Source organism: Vibrio methylphosphonaticus (genome assembly GCF_023634655.1).
In the GTDB taxonomy this organism is placed as follows: Bacteria; Pseudomonadota; Gammaproteobacteria; order Enterobacterales; family Vibrionaceae; genus Vibrio; species Vibrio methylphosphonaticus.
Window position 1 is genome coordinate 63,146 of record NZ_JAMKMS010000007.1, and the last position, 15,667, is coordinate 78,812.

11 protein-coding genes are annotated in these 15,667 nt (G+C 46.6%); 2 read left to right on the forward strand and 9 right to left on the reverse strand.

The window, feature by feature from the left end; all coding sequences use genetic code 11:
- The first annotated feature begins 79 nt into the window (after positions 1-79).
- Both M9196_RS10045 and M9196_RS10050 read left to right on the forward strand, forming a co-directional pair.
- Complete coding sequence (locus tag M9196_RS10045; RefSeq protein ID WP_250617409.1) at positions 80-1,705, forward strand: ABC transporter permease; 1,626 nt, start codon at positions 80-82, stop codon at positions 1,703-1,705.
- On the forward strand, positions 1,705-2,736 hold the full coding sequence (locus tag M9196_RS10050) for an ABC transporter ATP-binding protein (RefSeq protein ID WP_250617410.1): 1,032 nt from the start codon (positions 1,705-1,707) through the stop codon (positions 2,734-2,736). The genes M9196_RS10045 and M9196_RS10050 overlap by 1 nt, the downstream gene beginning before the upstream one ends.
- Positions 2,737-2,921: 185 nt before the next feature.
- Here the strand turns inward: M9196_RS10050 and M9196_RS10055 are convergent, their stop codons facing one another.
- The 9 genes from M9196_RS10055 to M9196_RS10095 all read right to left on the reverse strand — a co-directional run bounded on the left by M9196_RS10055 (position 2,922) and on the right by M9196_RS10095 (position 15,509).
- Positions 2,922-4,334 (reverse strand): phosphoglucomutase/phosphomannomutase family protein, encoded by a 1,413-nt coding sequence (locus tag M9196_RS10055; protein ID WP_250617411.1) that lies wholly within the window; start codon positions 4,332-4,334, stop codon positions 2,922-2,924.
- A 59-nt stretch (positions 4,335-4,393) separates the two neighbouring features.
- Complete coding sequence (locus tag M9196_RS10060) at positions 4,394-6,799, reverse strand: GH36-type glycosyl hydrolase domain-containing protein (RefSeq protein WP_250617412.1); 2,406 nt, start codon at positions 6,797-6,799, stop codon at positions 4,394-4,396.
- A 74-nt stretch (positions 6,800-6,873) separates the two neighbouring features.
- Positions 6,874-8,787, reverse strand: coding sequence for a beta-N-acetylhexosaminidase (locus M9196_RS10065; RefSeq protein WP_250617413.1), 1,914 nt, complete (start codon positions 8,785-8,787; stop codon positions 6,874-6,876).
- Positions 8,788-8,799: 12 nt separating this feature from the next.
- Entirely contained in the window at positions 8,800-9,675 is an 876-nt protein-coding gene (locus M9196_RS10070; protein WP_250617414.1) for an N-acetylglucosamine kinase, read from the reverse strand.
- Positions 9,668-11,395 (reverse strand): glycoside hydrolase family 9 protein, encoded by a 1,728-nt coding sequence (locus tag M9196_RS10075; RefSeq protein ID WP_250617415.1) that lies wholly within the window; start codon positions 11,393-11,395, stop codon positions 9,668-9,670. The genes M9196_RS10070 and M9196_RS10075 overlap by 8 nt, the downstream gene beginning before the upstream one ends.
- Positions 11,396-11,462: 67 nt before the next feature.
- A complete protein-coding gene (locus M9196_RS10080) occupies positions 11,463-12,455 on the reverse strand; it encodes an ABC transporter ATP-binding protein (protein ID WP_250617416.1) in 993 nt (330 codons plus the stop codon).
- A gap of 47 nt (positions 12,456-12,502) precedes the next feature.
- A complete protein-coding gene (locus tag M9196_RS10085; protein WP_250617417.1) occupies positions 12,503-13,492 on the reverse strand; it encodes an ABC transporter ATP-binding protein in 990 nt (329 codons plus the stop codon).
- Between the two features lie 2 nt (positions 13,493-13,494).
- Complete coding sequence (locus M9196_RS10090) at positions 13,495-14,520, reverse strand: ABC transporter permease (protein WP_250617418.1); 1,026 nt, start codon at positions 14,518-14,520, stop codon at positions 13,495-13,497.
- A gap of 2 nt (positions 14,521-14,522) precedes the next feature.
- Positions 14,523-15,509 carry an ABC transporter permease gene (locus M9196_RS10095; protein WP_250617419.1) on the reverse strand — a complete coding sequence of 329 codons (987 nt, stop codon included), beginning with the start codon at positions 15,507-15,509 and terminating at the stop codon, positions 14,523-14,525.
- Between the last annotated feature and the right edge of the window lie 158 nt (positions 15,510-15,667).

The window sequence follows — 15,667 nt, forward strand, 5'->3', positions numbered from 1 at the left end:
AAAAAGGGGTATAATGCCCCTTATTGAATTCCGGTTACTGAACATCTCGACTCTGTGTCGCCTGATGTATGTTTAGGCAATGAAAGAAAAAAATGCAGTTTGGAAAACCAGTAGTGGGGTGTTAACCCTGCTACTGGTTTTGCCTATTATAGCGATCTTCTATACAGCACTTGGTGAAACAAGTGATATCTTCTCGCACCTAATAAATACGGTGATGCCCACTTACACCATCAATACCGTACTTCTTGTTGTGGGTGTATTGATACTTTCTCTTATTCTTGGTGTCCCGAGCGCGTGGTTTATGGCCATGTGTAAGTTGCCGTCAGAGAAAGTACTGCAATGGGCCCTGGTGCTTCCTCTCGCAATGCCTGGCTATATTATCGGTTATATTTTTACCGATTGGTTTGATTTTGCAGGTCCCGTTCAAATCTGGTTAAGACAACTATTTGACTGGGGAGTCGGCGACTACTGGTTCCCTGATATTAGAACCGTTGGTGGTGCCACGGTGGTATTGTCACTCGTTCTCTACCCGTATGTATACCTTCTATGCCGCGCGGCGTTTATGGAGCAGAATGTCTCGCTATTGCAATCGGCTAGGTTGTTAAAGTGCACACCATTTGAAAGTTTTTGGCGCATTTCGCTACCATTGGCTCGTCCTTCTATTGCGGTGGGGCTGTCTCTGGTGGCAATGGAAACCATCGGCGACTTTGGAACGGTCAGCTATTTTGCGGTGAATACCCTTACGACCGCGGTGTATGATACTTGGCTTGGTTATTCTAGCCTAAGTGCTGCAGCCAAAATATCCGCATTAATGATGATGGTGATAGTGTTGCTATTAGGCGCGGAGCGATACAGCCGACGTCGTCAAAAACTGTTTCAAAGTCAATATAATAGCCATGAAGACTTTCGCTATATTCTTAAAGGTTGGAAAAAGTGGCTGGCCGTCATTTGGTGTTGGGGGCTCGTGTCTATTGCCTTTATTTTCCCGCTTGGTCAGTTGGTTATTTATGCCTATAAGTATTTTGCTCAAAGCTGGACACCTGAATTTCAAATTTACGCAATGAACAGCCTCAAAGTGTCCATCATTGCTGCTGTGTTTGCCGTTGCTATCGCGATTGTGGTGAATTTTAATCGTCGCTTGGCATCGAATACATCTAGCCAAGTCTTCATGAGAGCCAGTTCATTAGGCTATGCGGTTCCGGGTACGGTATTGGCTATTGGTGTGATGGTGCCTGTGCTATTCATGGATCATGCGATTAATGACTTTGCCGTTTGGATGGAATGGAAGCGCCCTGGATTGTTGTTCTCTGGCTCTATGTTTGCGATTGTTTTTGCAATGGTGGTACGTTTCTCAGCGGTAGCGATTGGTAGTATCGAAACCAGTTTAAGCAAGGTGTCACCTTCACTAGATATGGCATCACGTACGATGGGCTGCAAGCAAAACCAGATGTTGGCGCGGGTACATTTTCCTTTGATTAAGCGCGGGATTTTGATAGCTGGTCTTTTGGTGTTTATTGAGTCGATGAAAGAGCTTAATGCCGCGTTGTTATTACGACCATTTAATTTCGAAACACTCGCAACTTACGTTTACAATTTTGCCTCTGATGAGCATTTAGAGTTGGCGGCGATGCCAGCGGTTTTATTAGTCTTAGTTGGGCTTATCCCTCTCATCATTGTTAATCGATCTTTGGAGCAACCTCACTAATGACGACTGCGTTATCTATTGAAAATCTTTCTTGCCAATATGACTCTCAAATGGTGTTGGAAGCGCTGTCGCTACAGGTAAACCATGGTGAGATTGTTTGTTTACTTGGCGCGAGTGGTTGTGGCAAAACCACGTTGTTAAAAGCGATAGCTGGTTTGCTGCCTTTATCTGGCGGGTTAATGACGCTAAATGAAAAAGTCATTGATGATGGTAAAACATGGTTACCACCAGAGCAGCGTAATATTGGTATGATCTTCCAAGACTATGCGCTATTCCCACACCTGACGGTGGCAGAAAATGTCGCGTTTGGACTCAAGGGACAACCTAAAGAACAACAAGATTCTATTGTAGACGAAGCGCTTTCTCTTGTTCATCTTGACGCCTTTAAAGCTCGTTACCCACATCAACTTTCCGGTGGTCAGCAACAGCGCGTGGCGATTGCAAGAAGCTTAGCGTATAAGCCAGATTTACTGCTGCTCGATGAACCGTTCTCAAATATTGACACGCAAGTTCGTCATGAGTTGATTCGTGAGATCCGTAAGATATTTAAGAAGCAGGGTATTACGGCGATCTTTGTGACTCACAGTCGCGAAGAAGCGTTCGCTTTTGCCGATAAAATGGCAGTGATGAATGATGGTGTTATTGAGCAGTATGGCAGTGCATCAGAGCTCTATTTTTGCCCATCGAGCAAATTTGTTGCCGACTTTTTAGGGGGTGGCAGCTATCTTGAAGCGACGCATATTACCGCTTCAACCTTTGATACTGTACTAGGTCAGATTGCCGCGACCTCGTGTACGTTCATTGAGGAAGGTGAAAAGTGTCAGTTGTTGGTTCGACCACAACAGATCCAATTGTCTTCTTCTGAGCAAAGCAGCATTAATGTTGTCGAGCAACAATTCATGGGTGACCACTGCCGCTATGTTGTTGATATAAAAGGTACGCGAGTACTGGCTACGTCAATGGAAGCATTGAATGTCGGTCAGAGTGTGGCGGTAAGTGTTGAATCTCAAGGAATTGTGGCTTTTAGCTAAGCGTTGATTCGTATAGCTTTTCACTGTGATGAACAAGGGGAAAGTCATACTTGTAGTACCGTCAAAAAAGCCCGATGAATACTCATCGGGCAAAGATGTTCTCCACCTATAGGGAGTTCCTTGCTAGCCCATCACTTGGTAAGGCAAGTCCGTATAATAGGAAGCAAGGAGAAAGGTAACAGAGACTACAACGACAAAAAGCCTTTCATCTGTTGAAGAACATATTCAGCTTGATCTTTATCTTTCATTTCACAAAAAATTCGCAGCAATGGTTCGGTGCCTGAGAAGCGAGCGATGACCCAGCCACCATTCTTAAAGTAAACCTTAGCGCCATCGGCGTAACTCACTTTATCAATATCGTAGTCAAATTCAGGCAATTGCTTTTCGATATAGAGCTTATGGTACAAGCTATCTTTTTGTGAGGCTTTAAACGTACAATCACCTTCGGCGGTATAGGCGTAGCCATATTGACGGTAAATTTCGTCTAGAAGCTCTGAAAGCTTTTTACCAGTGACGCTTAGCATTTCTACCAATAAGCTGGAGGCGAACACGCCATCTTTACCTTTAATGTGGCCTCTAATGGTTAAACCGCCTGAGCTCTCCCCACCAATAAGTGAGTCGTCCGCTTCCATTTGAGCACTAATGTGCTTAAAGCCTACGGGAACCTCAAAGGCCTTTTGTCCATAATGTGCGGCGATCTTGTCGAGTAGATGGGTGGTGGCAATATTTCGAACCACCGAGCCAGTCCAGCCTTTATATTCAAGTAAGTAGTAGTACAGTAGCATCAAGACTTCGTTAGGGTGAATGAAGTGACCTTTTTCATCAATGATGCCCAATCGGTCGGCATCACCATCGGTGCCGATACCGATATCATAGCCTTCAGCGGCAACTAGGTGCTTTAAGCGATAAAGCGTTGCGGCATTAGGGGATGGCATTAAGCCACCGAAGTCTGGATTTTTACCATCGTTAATCACATCAACATCGCATCGACCATTGATTAATACTGTTTGTAGGGCGTTCTTAGCCACGCCGAACATAGGATCAATGAGCACTCGTAAATTGGCTTGCTTGATCGCATCAATATCAATGAGGTCGATAATTGAATCGACAAACTGATTCATTGGGTTGATCTCAATGATCTTGTTTTGTTGCACCGCGAGTTCAAAGTCGAGGCGTTGGATCTGATCGTTTGTTAACGTAGCGATCTGAGACTCGATCTTTTCTGTGATGATCTCATCAGCATCTCGACCACCTTCGATAAACACTTTCACACCATTGTAATCGGCAGGGTTGTGGGAGGCGGTGATGCACGCGGAATAGGCGCAGCCCATGTGCTTAGCCTGATACATGACGATCGGGGTTGGCACAAATTTATTGATGAAGCTAACCGGAATATCATTTCCAGCGAGTACTTCGGCAAACCATTGACCGGCTTTGTCAGATAAAAAACGTCGGTCGTAGCCGATGACGAAACCTTTATCCGCGACCCCTTCGTGGTTAATAATATTAGCTAAAGCCTGGGCCACAATCCTGACGTTGTCGCGGGTAAATTCCTCACCAATAAAGGCACGCCAACCGCCGGTACCAAATTTAATCATAATGCTCTCCTAACGAGCTCCGAAGAACTCGTATTGATAGTTCGTCCTTGGGGTGAGAATTAGCCTAGAACCACACGGATGTGGTTGATGGTTCCCGGTTGTTGAGGGGCAACAGCTCCGGTCATGTCTATGCCATTTAGCGTCATGGTTTTTACCCCTTTACTGACGTTGTTTGGGTTTTCAACGGTGATGTGATAAGTCGCGTCACGCCACTCTCTTGTGACTTTAAAACTTGGCCAATCTGTCGGAATACATGGGTCGACAATGAGCCCTTCAAAGCTGAGGCGAACGCCTAATATATAATTAGTGGCGGCGTAGTACGCCCAGCCTGAAGTACCTGTTAGCCAAGGGTGGTTGGCACGACCGTGATCTTGATGATCGCGTCCCATGACAAACTGCACATATGAGTAGGGTTCAGTGATGCGGGTTTCGATATTATTGTTTTGATTGTACGGGTTAAGCGAGTCGTAGAACTTCATCGCTTGATCACCACGACCGAGTTTCGCTTCCGCTACCCAAGCCCATGGGTTGGGGTGAGAAAAAATAGCGCCATTTTCTTTCACGCCTTGATAAACACGGGTCACGAAACCAATGTCATCATTGGGAGTCGCAAAAGACGGGGCGTTGAGGTGCAGCCCGTAATCGGAATACAAGTATTCATCAACCGCATCCATCGCTTTTTGACCGCGTTCTTCACTAACCGCGCCTGATATAACCGCCCAAGTATTTGACTCTAAGTGCACCTTTCCTTCGATTTGCTCATTGGTGCCGACTTTGTCCCCATTTTTGGTGATACCACGGATATACCAACCCCCGTCGTCATCCCAAAGGTGAGTTTCACACGCATCTTGAACTTTCTTCGCCATCGCTTCATAGCAAGCGACATCGCTCGGTTTGTCGAGGTAATTGGCAAGGTCGACAAACTCTTGCAACGCCCAGTAGTGTAAGAAAGCCACCATAGAAGACTCACCACCGCCGAGATTTAAACAATCGTTCCAATCTGCTCGAAGCCCTTTGGCAATGCCCGTCGCGCCAACATGTTTATCCGTGAAATCTAACGCCGCTTTCATATGGTCGTAGACGGTCGCATTGCCACCGTCAGCGTATGGGATGACTTCATTAAAGAAGCTGGTTTCACCGGTTTCCATGACATAGCGGCAAATGGTTGGGATCAACCATAGGTGATCATCAGAGCAGGTATCGGCAATACCATGGATCTTATCTTCGTCACTCGGAGTTGGCACCACGGTTGGAGATTTTGATGGCTCAACATCGACTTTCTCTGGATCAAACCAATCTGGATCAAAGAGGTGTAAGCCATAGCCGGCTTTAACTTGCCCTCGAAGTAAGTCGACAATACGCTTTTTCGTCATTTCAGGGTTCGAATGTGGTACTGCCATCGCATCTTGGGCGGTGTCTCGGTATCCCAGCCCGGTACGTCCACCAACTTCGATAAAGGAAGCAAATCGCGACCAAACGACACAGGTTTCTGCTTGGTATAACGTCCAAGCATTGAGCATGGTATCAAGCCCCTCATTTGGAGATGTGACTTGGAATTTTGCGCAGCGTTCATCCCAGTGCATCTTAATTGCGGCGAAGGCTTTATCCACTTCCTTTAGGTCTTGGTACTTGTCACGCAGCCGAGCACCATTGCCTTTACCAATACCAAGCACGTAGGCAAAGCGAACTTCTTCTCCGGGCTGAATAGTGAATTGTTTATGAAGCGAACCACAGTGGTTGTAGCAAGTTTGTACATGGTTTGAACACTGCCCGCGCTCGACGGCGATTGGGTTTGATTCATCTCGGTATAGACCTAAGAAGCTGTCTCGTTGACCATCGTAGCTATCAGGTTCAAAGGTTGAAGCAAGATAATAGAACCCTTCTTTCTCATCGGTGTTATAGAAAAGATCGTACTCGATCACACCGTCTTGATACTCAGTTCCGGCAGAGTAGAGCGACATTTGATGATTCTGGTTGTCTGAGGCAATGTGACTAAAAGAGAACTCAACAAAAGAAAAGGTACTGATTGTGCGTGGCTTATTGCTGGTATTACGCAGTACCACATCCCATACTTCGGCATCTTCCCCTTTAGGGATGAAAAGCGTTTTTGTCGCTTCGATACCGTTGTAATCACATTTAAATTTTGAGTAAGACAGCCCATGACGCACTTCGTATTGCGCTTCTTCCAAGCTTTTTGCAACTGGTTGCCAAGAGATTGACCAATAATCGCCGGTTTCATCATCTCTTAAATAAACGTAGTGTCCTGGCCTATCAAACGTCGCATTAGGGCGAAATTTAGTGACACGATTATATTCAGGAGAATTGTAAAATGAATACCCCCCAGCATTGTGAGAGATCACGGTACAGAACTTTTCGGTGCCAAGATAATTGGTCCACGGTGCTGGAACATCTGGGCGAGTGATAACATATTCACGGTTGTCGTTATCGAAGTAGCCGTATTGCATGAGTATTTCCTTATAAACTTCTAATTATTCAGTGATAGGTACGCGATTTATAATCTGTCTCTGCGGAGAGGGGGTTATTCAGACCATGGGTGTCGATACCGGATGTTTTGTCTGTCGAGCAAGGCTAAATGGGGTTTAAGCCTTGCCAGAAAATTGGGGTAATCTTTACGCTTTTCTTGACACCAAGCGGTTTCAGCTAGCGCGAGTAAGCGCGGGAAAACCATGTAATCCAAACGGTCTTGATGAGTGACGATTTCGGTCCACAATGCGGCTTGAATGCCAAGAATGCGTTTCTTAACGGGGTCATCCCTATCGATGTCAGATAAGGGTTCGTATTGGTAAGCTTGCTCAAGAGAAATGACCGACGCCCAATCCACACCAGGTTCTTCACTCGCATAGTCTTGAGCCATATCGAGGTAGGTGTTTTGTCCCGGTTGCAGTACGACGTCGTAGCCCATTTTTGCACAGTTGATCGCTGCTTCTTCGCTTAACCAAGAGTAGATAATGGTGTCTTTACTTACTTTGTTGCCAAAGTGCGCTTCTTCCCAACCTAACATGCGTTTGCCTAGCGAGCGGAGCTTGTCTTCTGCATAGCGCAGCAAATGCCCTTGAAGTTCTTTGCTACTACTATAGCCATGAGTTTGCATCAGCTTTCTACAGCTTGGGCTATTGACCCAAGAGCCAAGCGGGACTTCGTCTGCACCAATATGAAGGTAGGGTGCAGGAAAGAGTGCGGCGACTTCTTCTAGCACTGCATCTAAAAACTGGTAAGTACCTGCTATCCCTGGAGATAAGGTGTTGTCGGTGTAGTGCTGGACGCTGCGATAAGTGGACTTATCCTCATGGTCAACTAGCAGGTGTGGCAAGGCTTTAATCGCGGCGCGACAATGGCCAGGAATATCAATCTCTGGAATGATTTGAATACCGCGTGCACTGGCAAATGCCACCACTTCTTTGATGTCGTTTTGCGAGTAGTAACCGCCGTATTTTTCTGAAATATGATGAAATTGAGGCTCAATCACTTCATCGGGCCCACGCCATGCGCCAATCGCTGTTAGCGCCGGAAGCGCTTTTATCTCAATGCGCCATCCCTCATCATCGGTTAGATGCCAATGAAAAGTATTGAGCTTGTAGTGTGCTAATAAGTTGATGAAGCGCTTAATCTCACTGACTGGCTGAAAGTGTCGAGCACTATCAAGCATGACGCCACGGTAAGAAAATCGCGGCTTATCTTGTATGGCGACAAATGGAACCAGCAGTGTTTGTCGAACCTCATCAAAGCGGCAAAGTTGCAATAACGTGCTCGCGGCATAGATAAATCCGGCGGTATCAGTGGCTTCAATGACTACGCCATCATGGTTGATATTGAGTTTGTATTCTTCGCTGGCAAGTACAGGGCTGCGCTTAAAATGTACACCCTGTTGTCCAATCGACTTAGGTGTTATCGAAAATAGTCGCTCCACCTCTTCTTGCAGCCAAGCTGCCGCGTTTTTGTTGTCTGGATGATCCCATGAGATCTGGCTGTAACGAGTCAGTTCAAACTGACCCTCGGTGAAAGTGATGTTCTCCGGATGAGGGATGAGTTGATGTTTATGCGCGATGACATCCGGTACCACGGTGTGTTGATCGTAAGTGTGCTTAAGAACAATTGGCGACACACTGACCGCTTCCCTCGATAGTGAATCGGTGTCTAAATACGCTTCTTTAATCCCATCAGAAAGAAAGCGAAACGGTGCGGTTAAGATAGAAAACTCTATATAGACATGGTGGTTGGAATAGAGCACCGAATCGGCAAGTTCAAGCGTACAAAAGCTGCCAACTTGCGTAAGGTGACCTGCGGAAATACTGGTAGGATCAATATAGCGATCAAAGGTAAAACTAAGGCGCCAAGGCGCGTAACTTTTCTCCGATAGATTATGCAATGTTAAACCAAAACGACTGCCTTTCTTGTGGCTGTCTAGTACGGCAATATCGACGCGAAAATCCATACTCGCCTCCCTTTAATAGTGATTATGCTGGCTTTGTCCAGCCATCATCAGAGCCCCATCCATGGCGTCACCTTTTGGCTCTACGATCCAGCGTTGCACTGCAGGTGATAACCAATCATGGATACGTTGGGCAATGCTACCCATGAGGCAAATGTGCTGCGCCCCTTTGCGGTTCAATGCCGTTAAGTACATTTCAATATCATTTGCGGTTTGCTGAAGTAATGATTTCCCCAGTCTTTCGTTAAGTAATGCGTAGTCGAAAATCGCAGGAGAAAATTGTCCGTAATCACAAGGAAGGGCGGTCTTGGACCATTCAACAATGCGGTCTACATCATGCTCAAAGTGCGTCATGACTAATTCAGCTAGGGGAGAAGGAGGGCGAATACCATCTTGAATAAGTAGCACCTCTTGAATAAGGCGTAACCCCATTACGGCACCGCCGCCTTGATCTGAAATTGGAAACTCACGTCCGCCAACGACATACTGTTGACCTTGTTTGAGTAACAGCCCACAAGATCCCGTGCCAGCAATCATGATGGCGCCGTCTTGACCTTGATGCGCGCCTAAGCATGCTCCGTACGCATCGGTGTTGAGTGTAATACTGGCAAAAGGATGGGAGATGGCAGTGAAATTTTGGTACGAGGCTTTATGTTCTGCACCGGCAAGTGCCAAACCAACATCGAGATTTATCAGGCTATCTCGATCTAATCCACTTTGTGCTAATGCGATAGTGAGCGCTTTGATGATTGCTGACATTGCAACATCGGCCCCAAGCATAATGTTGGCGCTACCACTTTTACCTTCTCCAATCAGCTCACCACGTTCGTTGACGATTCGGGCTCGACAAGAGGTGCCTCCACCATCGATCCCCGCGATAAATTTAGGCATGGGACGTCTCCTTTTGTTGGTAGTGCTTATGAGTCAATGCGGTAGCAAGCAGCAACCAAGCGGCGTGAGGGATCCACTGTTCGCCCCAGCGCCAGTTTTGTAACATGTCATCTTTTTGATGCAGTGGATTAAAGGCAATGTCGCATTCATTATCGAACCCAGCGGTGATGCCATTACACACCCCACCATGAGCATTAAAAAAGCCAAGGTCTGTTAAATAATCGGGGTTGTTGTGACCATGCCCATCGAGCATGCACATATCGTATGGGTTAAAGCCCAAGATCCAATCCATCGCCCTAGCGGCATAATCTTCGAGTTCGGCTTTCAATACCGGGTTATCAAGATGAGGCTGCACAGTGAGAGCCATCGTGGCTAACGAGGCTAATCGAGCATTTTCACCTTGCCACCAATAACCGGATTCATTGTTGTGAGGCACAAAAAATGCACTGCGTTTCGCTTCGTCAATGGGTTTGACATACTGGCGAGGATAGCCAAATGGGTTAAAGACTTCCTGCGTCACATTAAGCTCGAACTGGCAGGCTTTGTGTATGAGTGCAATAAATCGTTGTGTGCGAGAAGAGTCATCTTCAATTAAGACGTATTCATTGAGCGCGATAACGGGTAGCCCAGCCTCTGCTGCGTGATAATAAGGGCGAGATCCATCGTCATTACTCGACCAATAGAAAGCAAACTGTTCATCGTGTGTCGCTCGTTGTGCTAACGCATCCGCCCAGTATCTTGCTTCTACTAAGTAGTGACTTTGCTGGGTAGAACGATAAAGCTCGACACTGGCGAGCAGTGCGCAGTACTCATCGATGATATTTTCAGTGCCGTCATTGAGGTACTCAGTATTGTGCTGTTTTAGGTGCGCGTAGCCTGATTCAGCGGCGGCTAAAAACTGTTGTTCTTTATCCGCCGTTAAGTGAGCTAACCGACTCGTTTTCGCTAATGCCGCAATGGCCATCCCTCCACCTTGACGAAACCCCGCCTGATAGTCAGAGGTCTTGTGACCTAATTGGGTTTCATAGGCGCAGATTTCACGCTGCTCGGTATCTTTGCTCCATTTATCAAAGATGGTCATGTAGAAATAGCCATCAGGATGCTGCATGCGAAGTAAAAATTCAGCGCCGTAAAGTGCTTCTTCGTGGAGCCTAGTTTGTAAAAAAGAGCGCTCTAGAGAGTCATGCAGCGCATCATCTGCTTTTAAGAGGTTCCAGACCACCATCGGGGTTTGCTGAGGGTTGAGATAATTGGCATAGGATAAATGACTTAAGTACTTACTTACGTCACCAGAGGCGTCATACCAACCGCCATGAACATCAACGCGTTCGTTACTGCCAATCACTTTTGCTACTTGGTCAGCATTATCAAAAATACTGTCGCTGCAACGTTGAGATTTGAAGTAATGGATCATATCGGAAAAGGCGCGATCCAATAGGCGATGATTTGCAATTTGAAAGCGATGGGAACAAACCGATTGGTAGCTTAGATAATACTCGCCAGGCTGTGTCCACTCACTGAAGTCAACGTCAAAAAAGTAACCTTGATGCCACTGGTCAACTTGTGCACCATCCGAGAGAGGTAACTCTAAAACGATGGCATGAGTAGTGGCATCAACCAAAAATACGTTGTTGATTTCGGTCAGTGCGGTTGGTGACATGACAACCGCACGTTTGGAGCCTATTGCTTGATAGCCGATGTGGTTTGTTAAAAGTTGCATGAATTATCCCAGCAAGTGGTGTCAGTCAGCTCCCTCTTTGAGGGAGCGTTTTATTCGTTTTCGTTCATTAGTTCTCGTAAAGGTAACAACGGACGAAGTGGTTCTCTGCTAATTTAGTGACGCTCGGCAGAGCTTCGTTACATCGGCTGGTGGCATGGGTACAGCGACCTGAAAATGGGCAACCGACCGATTGTGGTGTCCACAGTGGAATGTCGCCTTTATTACCTTTCAGCTTTTCATGAATCGACTTCGATGGATCGGGTACTGCTGATACCAGTAATTGTGTATAGGGATGCTGAGGGTTTGCGATGACTTCATCGGTATCGCCCCATTCCACCATATGCCCCACGTACATGACGGAGATGTCTTCAGCGATGTATCGCGCTGTTGCAATGTCATGGGTGATGTACAGCAATGACATTTCTTTTTCGAACTTCATCTCTTCCATTAGGTTGAGAACACCTGCTCGAATAGAGACATCCAGCATTGAGGTTGGCTCATCCGCGAGAACGACTTCGGCGCCAATGGCGATGTTTCTTGCCAGGTTGACACGTTGACGCTGACCCCCAGAAAGTTGATGAGGGTATTTCGCCGCGGTTTCTTTTGCTGGAATGAGGCCGACCTGTTCCAATAAGTCGTAGATGCGTTCTTCCAATTCTTTCTTATTGCGCTTGCTTACTTTGTTATGGATGAGCAAAGGGCGCGCAATGTGGTGAAAAATGGTGTGGGTTGGGTTAAGAGACCCAAACGGGTCTTGCCATACCATTTGTACACCCTGACGGTACTGAGTCAGTTCAGCTTGCTTTTTAATCTCTTGAATATCTCGGCAGCGATATTTAATTTCACCGCCACTGGGCGCATACATTTTCGCGATCATTTTCGCCGTGGTTGATTTACCTGAGCCGGACTCACCGACAACGGCGAGACCACGGCTCTTATACATTTTGAATGACACGTCATTAATCGCGCGCATCATTGGTTGAGATAGCGTATTACTGTTAATTGGAAAATCTTTTACGACATTATTGCCTTCAATTAGCAGTTCACCATAGTTGCTCATATTCATCTCCAGAATTTATTGTGACGTCCTGTTTTACTGGTGGTTGTCTATGACAACACCTCGGCTACCGCTATCTGCTCATTGTATAAATGGCAATTTGAAAAGCGGTTGGACTCGATTTTGCGCAATTGAGTCGGCACTTTAGTACAGGCTTCATGGACACGGTCACAACGAGCCTGAAAGCGGCATCCTTGTGGGATTTCCAGTAGGTTTAGCGGGTTACCCGGAATGCCCGTTAACTTCGTTTTTGGCCCAGTTAATGGTGGAAATGAACTTCCCAGCCCTTTGGTGTATGGGTGGTAAGGTGATTCAAGAATGGCTTTAGAAGGTGCTACCTCGATCAACTCACCGGAGTACATGATCCCGATGCGATCTGAGAATTCGACCATTAAGGAAATATCATGAGTAATGAACAAAATAGAGAAGCCAAACTCTTCTTTTAATGCGTAGATCTTTTGTAATATCTCGCGCTGAACAACCACGTCTAGTGCGGTAGTTGGCTCATCCATAATGATCATCTTTGGATTGAGTGCGAGTGCGATAGCGATCACTAGACGCTGACGCATTCCGCCAGAAAATTGGTGTGGATAGTCGTTGAGTCGACTTGGGTGAATGTCCACTATTTCCAATAGGCCTTCGGCTCGTTTTTTCGCTTGCTCACGCGTCATATTAGTGTGACGCATGATGACATCACAAAACTGCTCTTCAATGGTGAGCACTGGGTTTAAGGCGTTCATGGCACTTTGAAAGACCATGGACATCTCGCTCCAGCGAAATGCTTGCATGCGCTCATCGCTGTACTTAAGAATGTCTTCACCGTTAAAGATCACTTCGCCGCCACTTATGTACGCGGGTGGCTTATGTAGACGCATCAGTGAAAAGGCGACCGTGGATTTCCCACAGCCAGACTCACCAGCAAGGCCAAAGACTTCTCCCGGAGCGATATCAAAGCTAACGTTGTTGCAGGCTCTGACGTCGCCAGCATCGGTAATGTAATCTACGCAAAGGTTGCGGATTGAAATTAAAGGTTCAGACATAATTAACGGTCTCCGCTCCAAAGTGCATTTTGTGGTGGTAGTTCAGGCTCGCGAGTGGTTTTGTCTTCTTTCACCATCTTTTTCCAGCGCTTCATCCCTTTGTGTGAGCGAAGCTGAGGGTTGGCAATTTCATCAACAGCGAAGTTGAGTAGTGCAAGACCTGTGACCAATAAGATAAGCGCAAAACAAGGGGCAAGCATTTCCCACCAAGCGCCAATCAGCATTGCCGACGACGTTTGTACGTTGTAGAGCATGATGCCCCAGCTAACGGTATTCGGATCGCCCATGCCCAAGAAGGAGATGATGGCTTCCATAGAAATGGCGTACATGACTGAACCAATGAAGCTTGCGCCAACAATTGAGATAAGGTTTGGTAGCAACTCAACAAAGATAATGCGTAGCTTTGATTCGCCTAACACTTCTGCTGCCTTAACAAACTCTTTTTCACGCAACGACAGAGTTTGTGATCGTATGACCCTAGCGCCCCAAGCCCAGGACATAAAACCAATCACTAGGGATATGGTTAGAGGACCTGCCTCACCAATGAATGCCGCAACAACAAACAATAAAGGGTACTGAGGGATCACCAACATAATGTTCATGGCAGCGGTTAATACATCATCGACTCGGCCGCCAAAGTAACCAGCAGAGATACCAATGACCGTCGCTAAAATGCACACAGTAAGACCGGCACCAAAACCCACCATGAGAGAGACACGGGCACCGTAGACCACTTGTGACCACACATCACGGCCCATACGGGTTGTGCCTAGCGTATGATCGGCTTTCTTTGACATCAGCAGCGCGCGGCGGTTGTCCGCAAGGTTTTCTGCCACCCAACCATCTGGGTTTGCTTGTGCCATTTTGACGACAAACCCTGGGTACTCATGGGGGTTACCTGTGCGCTTGTCTGGTGCATGCTTTGTAATTAATGGAGCGGCGACAGCAAGAAAGATAAACAAGCCGATAATGACAAGTCCGATACGAGCGGTGGTATTTCGCCACACTAGAGAGAGAAATCCTTTCATGATTATTTGCCTCCTTTACGTAGGCGAGGGTCAAGCACGACATACAACATGTCGGCGACAAGGTTAAAAAACAGCATAAAGAGGGTCATGATAAGTAGTTGACCTTGAAGAACTTGGTAATCACGTGCATGAATAGCGTTAAGCATGACGCTGCCTAAACCGGGATAGTTGAAAATAATTTCAATGATCAGTTGTCCACCAAGCGCCATACCTAAAGACATAGAGAGTGCCGTAACACTTGGTAGCATGGCGTTACGAGCGGCGTAATTGAATACCACACGGTTTTCACTCAGACCTTTGCCCTTTGCCATGGTGATGTAGTCTTCATTGAGGAGGTTAATCATGTTGTTACGCATATTGACGAGGAAGCCGCCAATTTGAATGATCGTCGCACAAATAAGTGGTAACACCGCGTGATACAGCACGTCTTTGAGGAATGTCCAGCTCGTCCAGTCTGGTGTTGTTCCTGCGGTATACGCATAACCGGTTGGGAACCACTTAAGGCCGATAGCGAAAATGAACAGTGCTAGCATTGCAATAACGACTTGAGGAATAGCCTGAACAATCAGCATTCCTGGGGTGATAAACGTATCGAAGCGACTGCCGCGTTTCCACGCTGCGAAGATGCCAAGCACTGAGCCGATAGAGAAAGAAAGCACGACTGCGCAGCCTGCTAGAAATAGAGACCAACCAAATGCGCTGCCAAGCAAGCTATTTACTGATAATGGGAAAAACTGTACGGAGGTGCCCAGTTCCCAACTCAGAATATTCTTCATGTAGGCGATGTATTGAACAAAATAGTTACCATCAACGAAGCCAAGCAATTCTTTCATTGCGGCGATACGTTCTGGTGTAATTTGTACCGTAGTATGCGCAAACATCATGGTGACCGGGTCGCCTGGCATTGCGCGTGGAATAATAAAGTTGATAGTGGCGGCGACTAAAAGCGCCATACAATAAAAGGACAATCGTCTTAAAAAATAACCCATAACTTACACCTTGTTAACCCAACGATAGTGTCGCTGGTACTGCCGTCCATAACGTAGAGACGAGCTATCCCCTGACGACAAGCGCCACTCATTCAATTGAATACAGGAAGGGGATGAAAGCGGTACGGATGCACCGCTTTTATTTACATATTTACTTG

Bases quoted from the DNA above. Each gene is read 5' to 3' on its own strand.
- M9196_RS10070 (WP_250617414.1), bottom strand. From the start codon at position 9,675: ATGCCTAAATTTATCGCGGGGATCGATGGTGGAGGCACCTCTTGTCGA.
- M9196_RS10065 (WP_250617413.1), bottom strand. From the start codon at position 8,787: ATGGATTTTCGCGTCGATATTGCCGTACTAGACAGCCACAAGAAAGGC.
- M9196_RS10090 (WP_250617418.1), bottom strand. From the start codon at position 14,520: ATGAAAGGATTTCTCTCTCTAGTGTGGCGAAATACCACCGCTCGTATC.
- M9196_RS10060 (WP_250617412.1), bottom strand. From the start codon at position 6,799: ATGCAATACGGCTACTTCGATAACGACAACCGTGAATATGTTATCACT.
- M9196_RS10045 (WP_250617409.1), top strand. From the start codon at position 80: ATGAAAGAAAAAAATGCAGTTTGGAAAACCAGTAGTGGGGTGTTAACC.
- M9196_RS10080 (WP_250617416.1), bottom strand. From the start codon at position 12,455: ATGAGCAACTATGGTGAACTGCTAATTGAAGGCAATAATGTCGTAAAA.
- M9196_RS10055 (WP_250617411.1), bottom strand. From the start codon at position 4,334: ATGATTAAATTTGGTACCGGCGGTTGGCGTGCCTTTATTGGTGAGGAA.
- M9196_RS10075 (WP_250617415.1), bottom strand. From the start codon at position 11,395: ATGCAACTTTTAACAAACCACATCGGCTATCAAGCAATAGGCTCCAAA.
- M9196_RS10050 (WP_250617410.1), top strand. From the start codon at position 1,705: ATGACGACTGCGTTATCTATTGAAAATCTTTCTTGCCAATATGACTCT.
- M9196_RS10085 (WP_250617417.1), bottom strand. From the start codon at position 13,492: ATGTCTGAACCTTTAATTTCAATCCGCAACCTTTGCGTAGATTACATT.
- M9196_RS10095 (WP_250617419.1), bottom strand. From the start codon at position 15,509: ATGGGTTATTTTTTAAGACGATTGTCCTTTTATTGTATGGCGCTTTTA.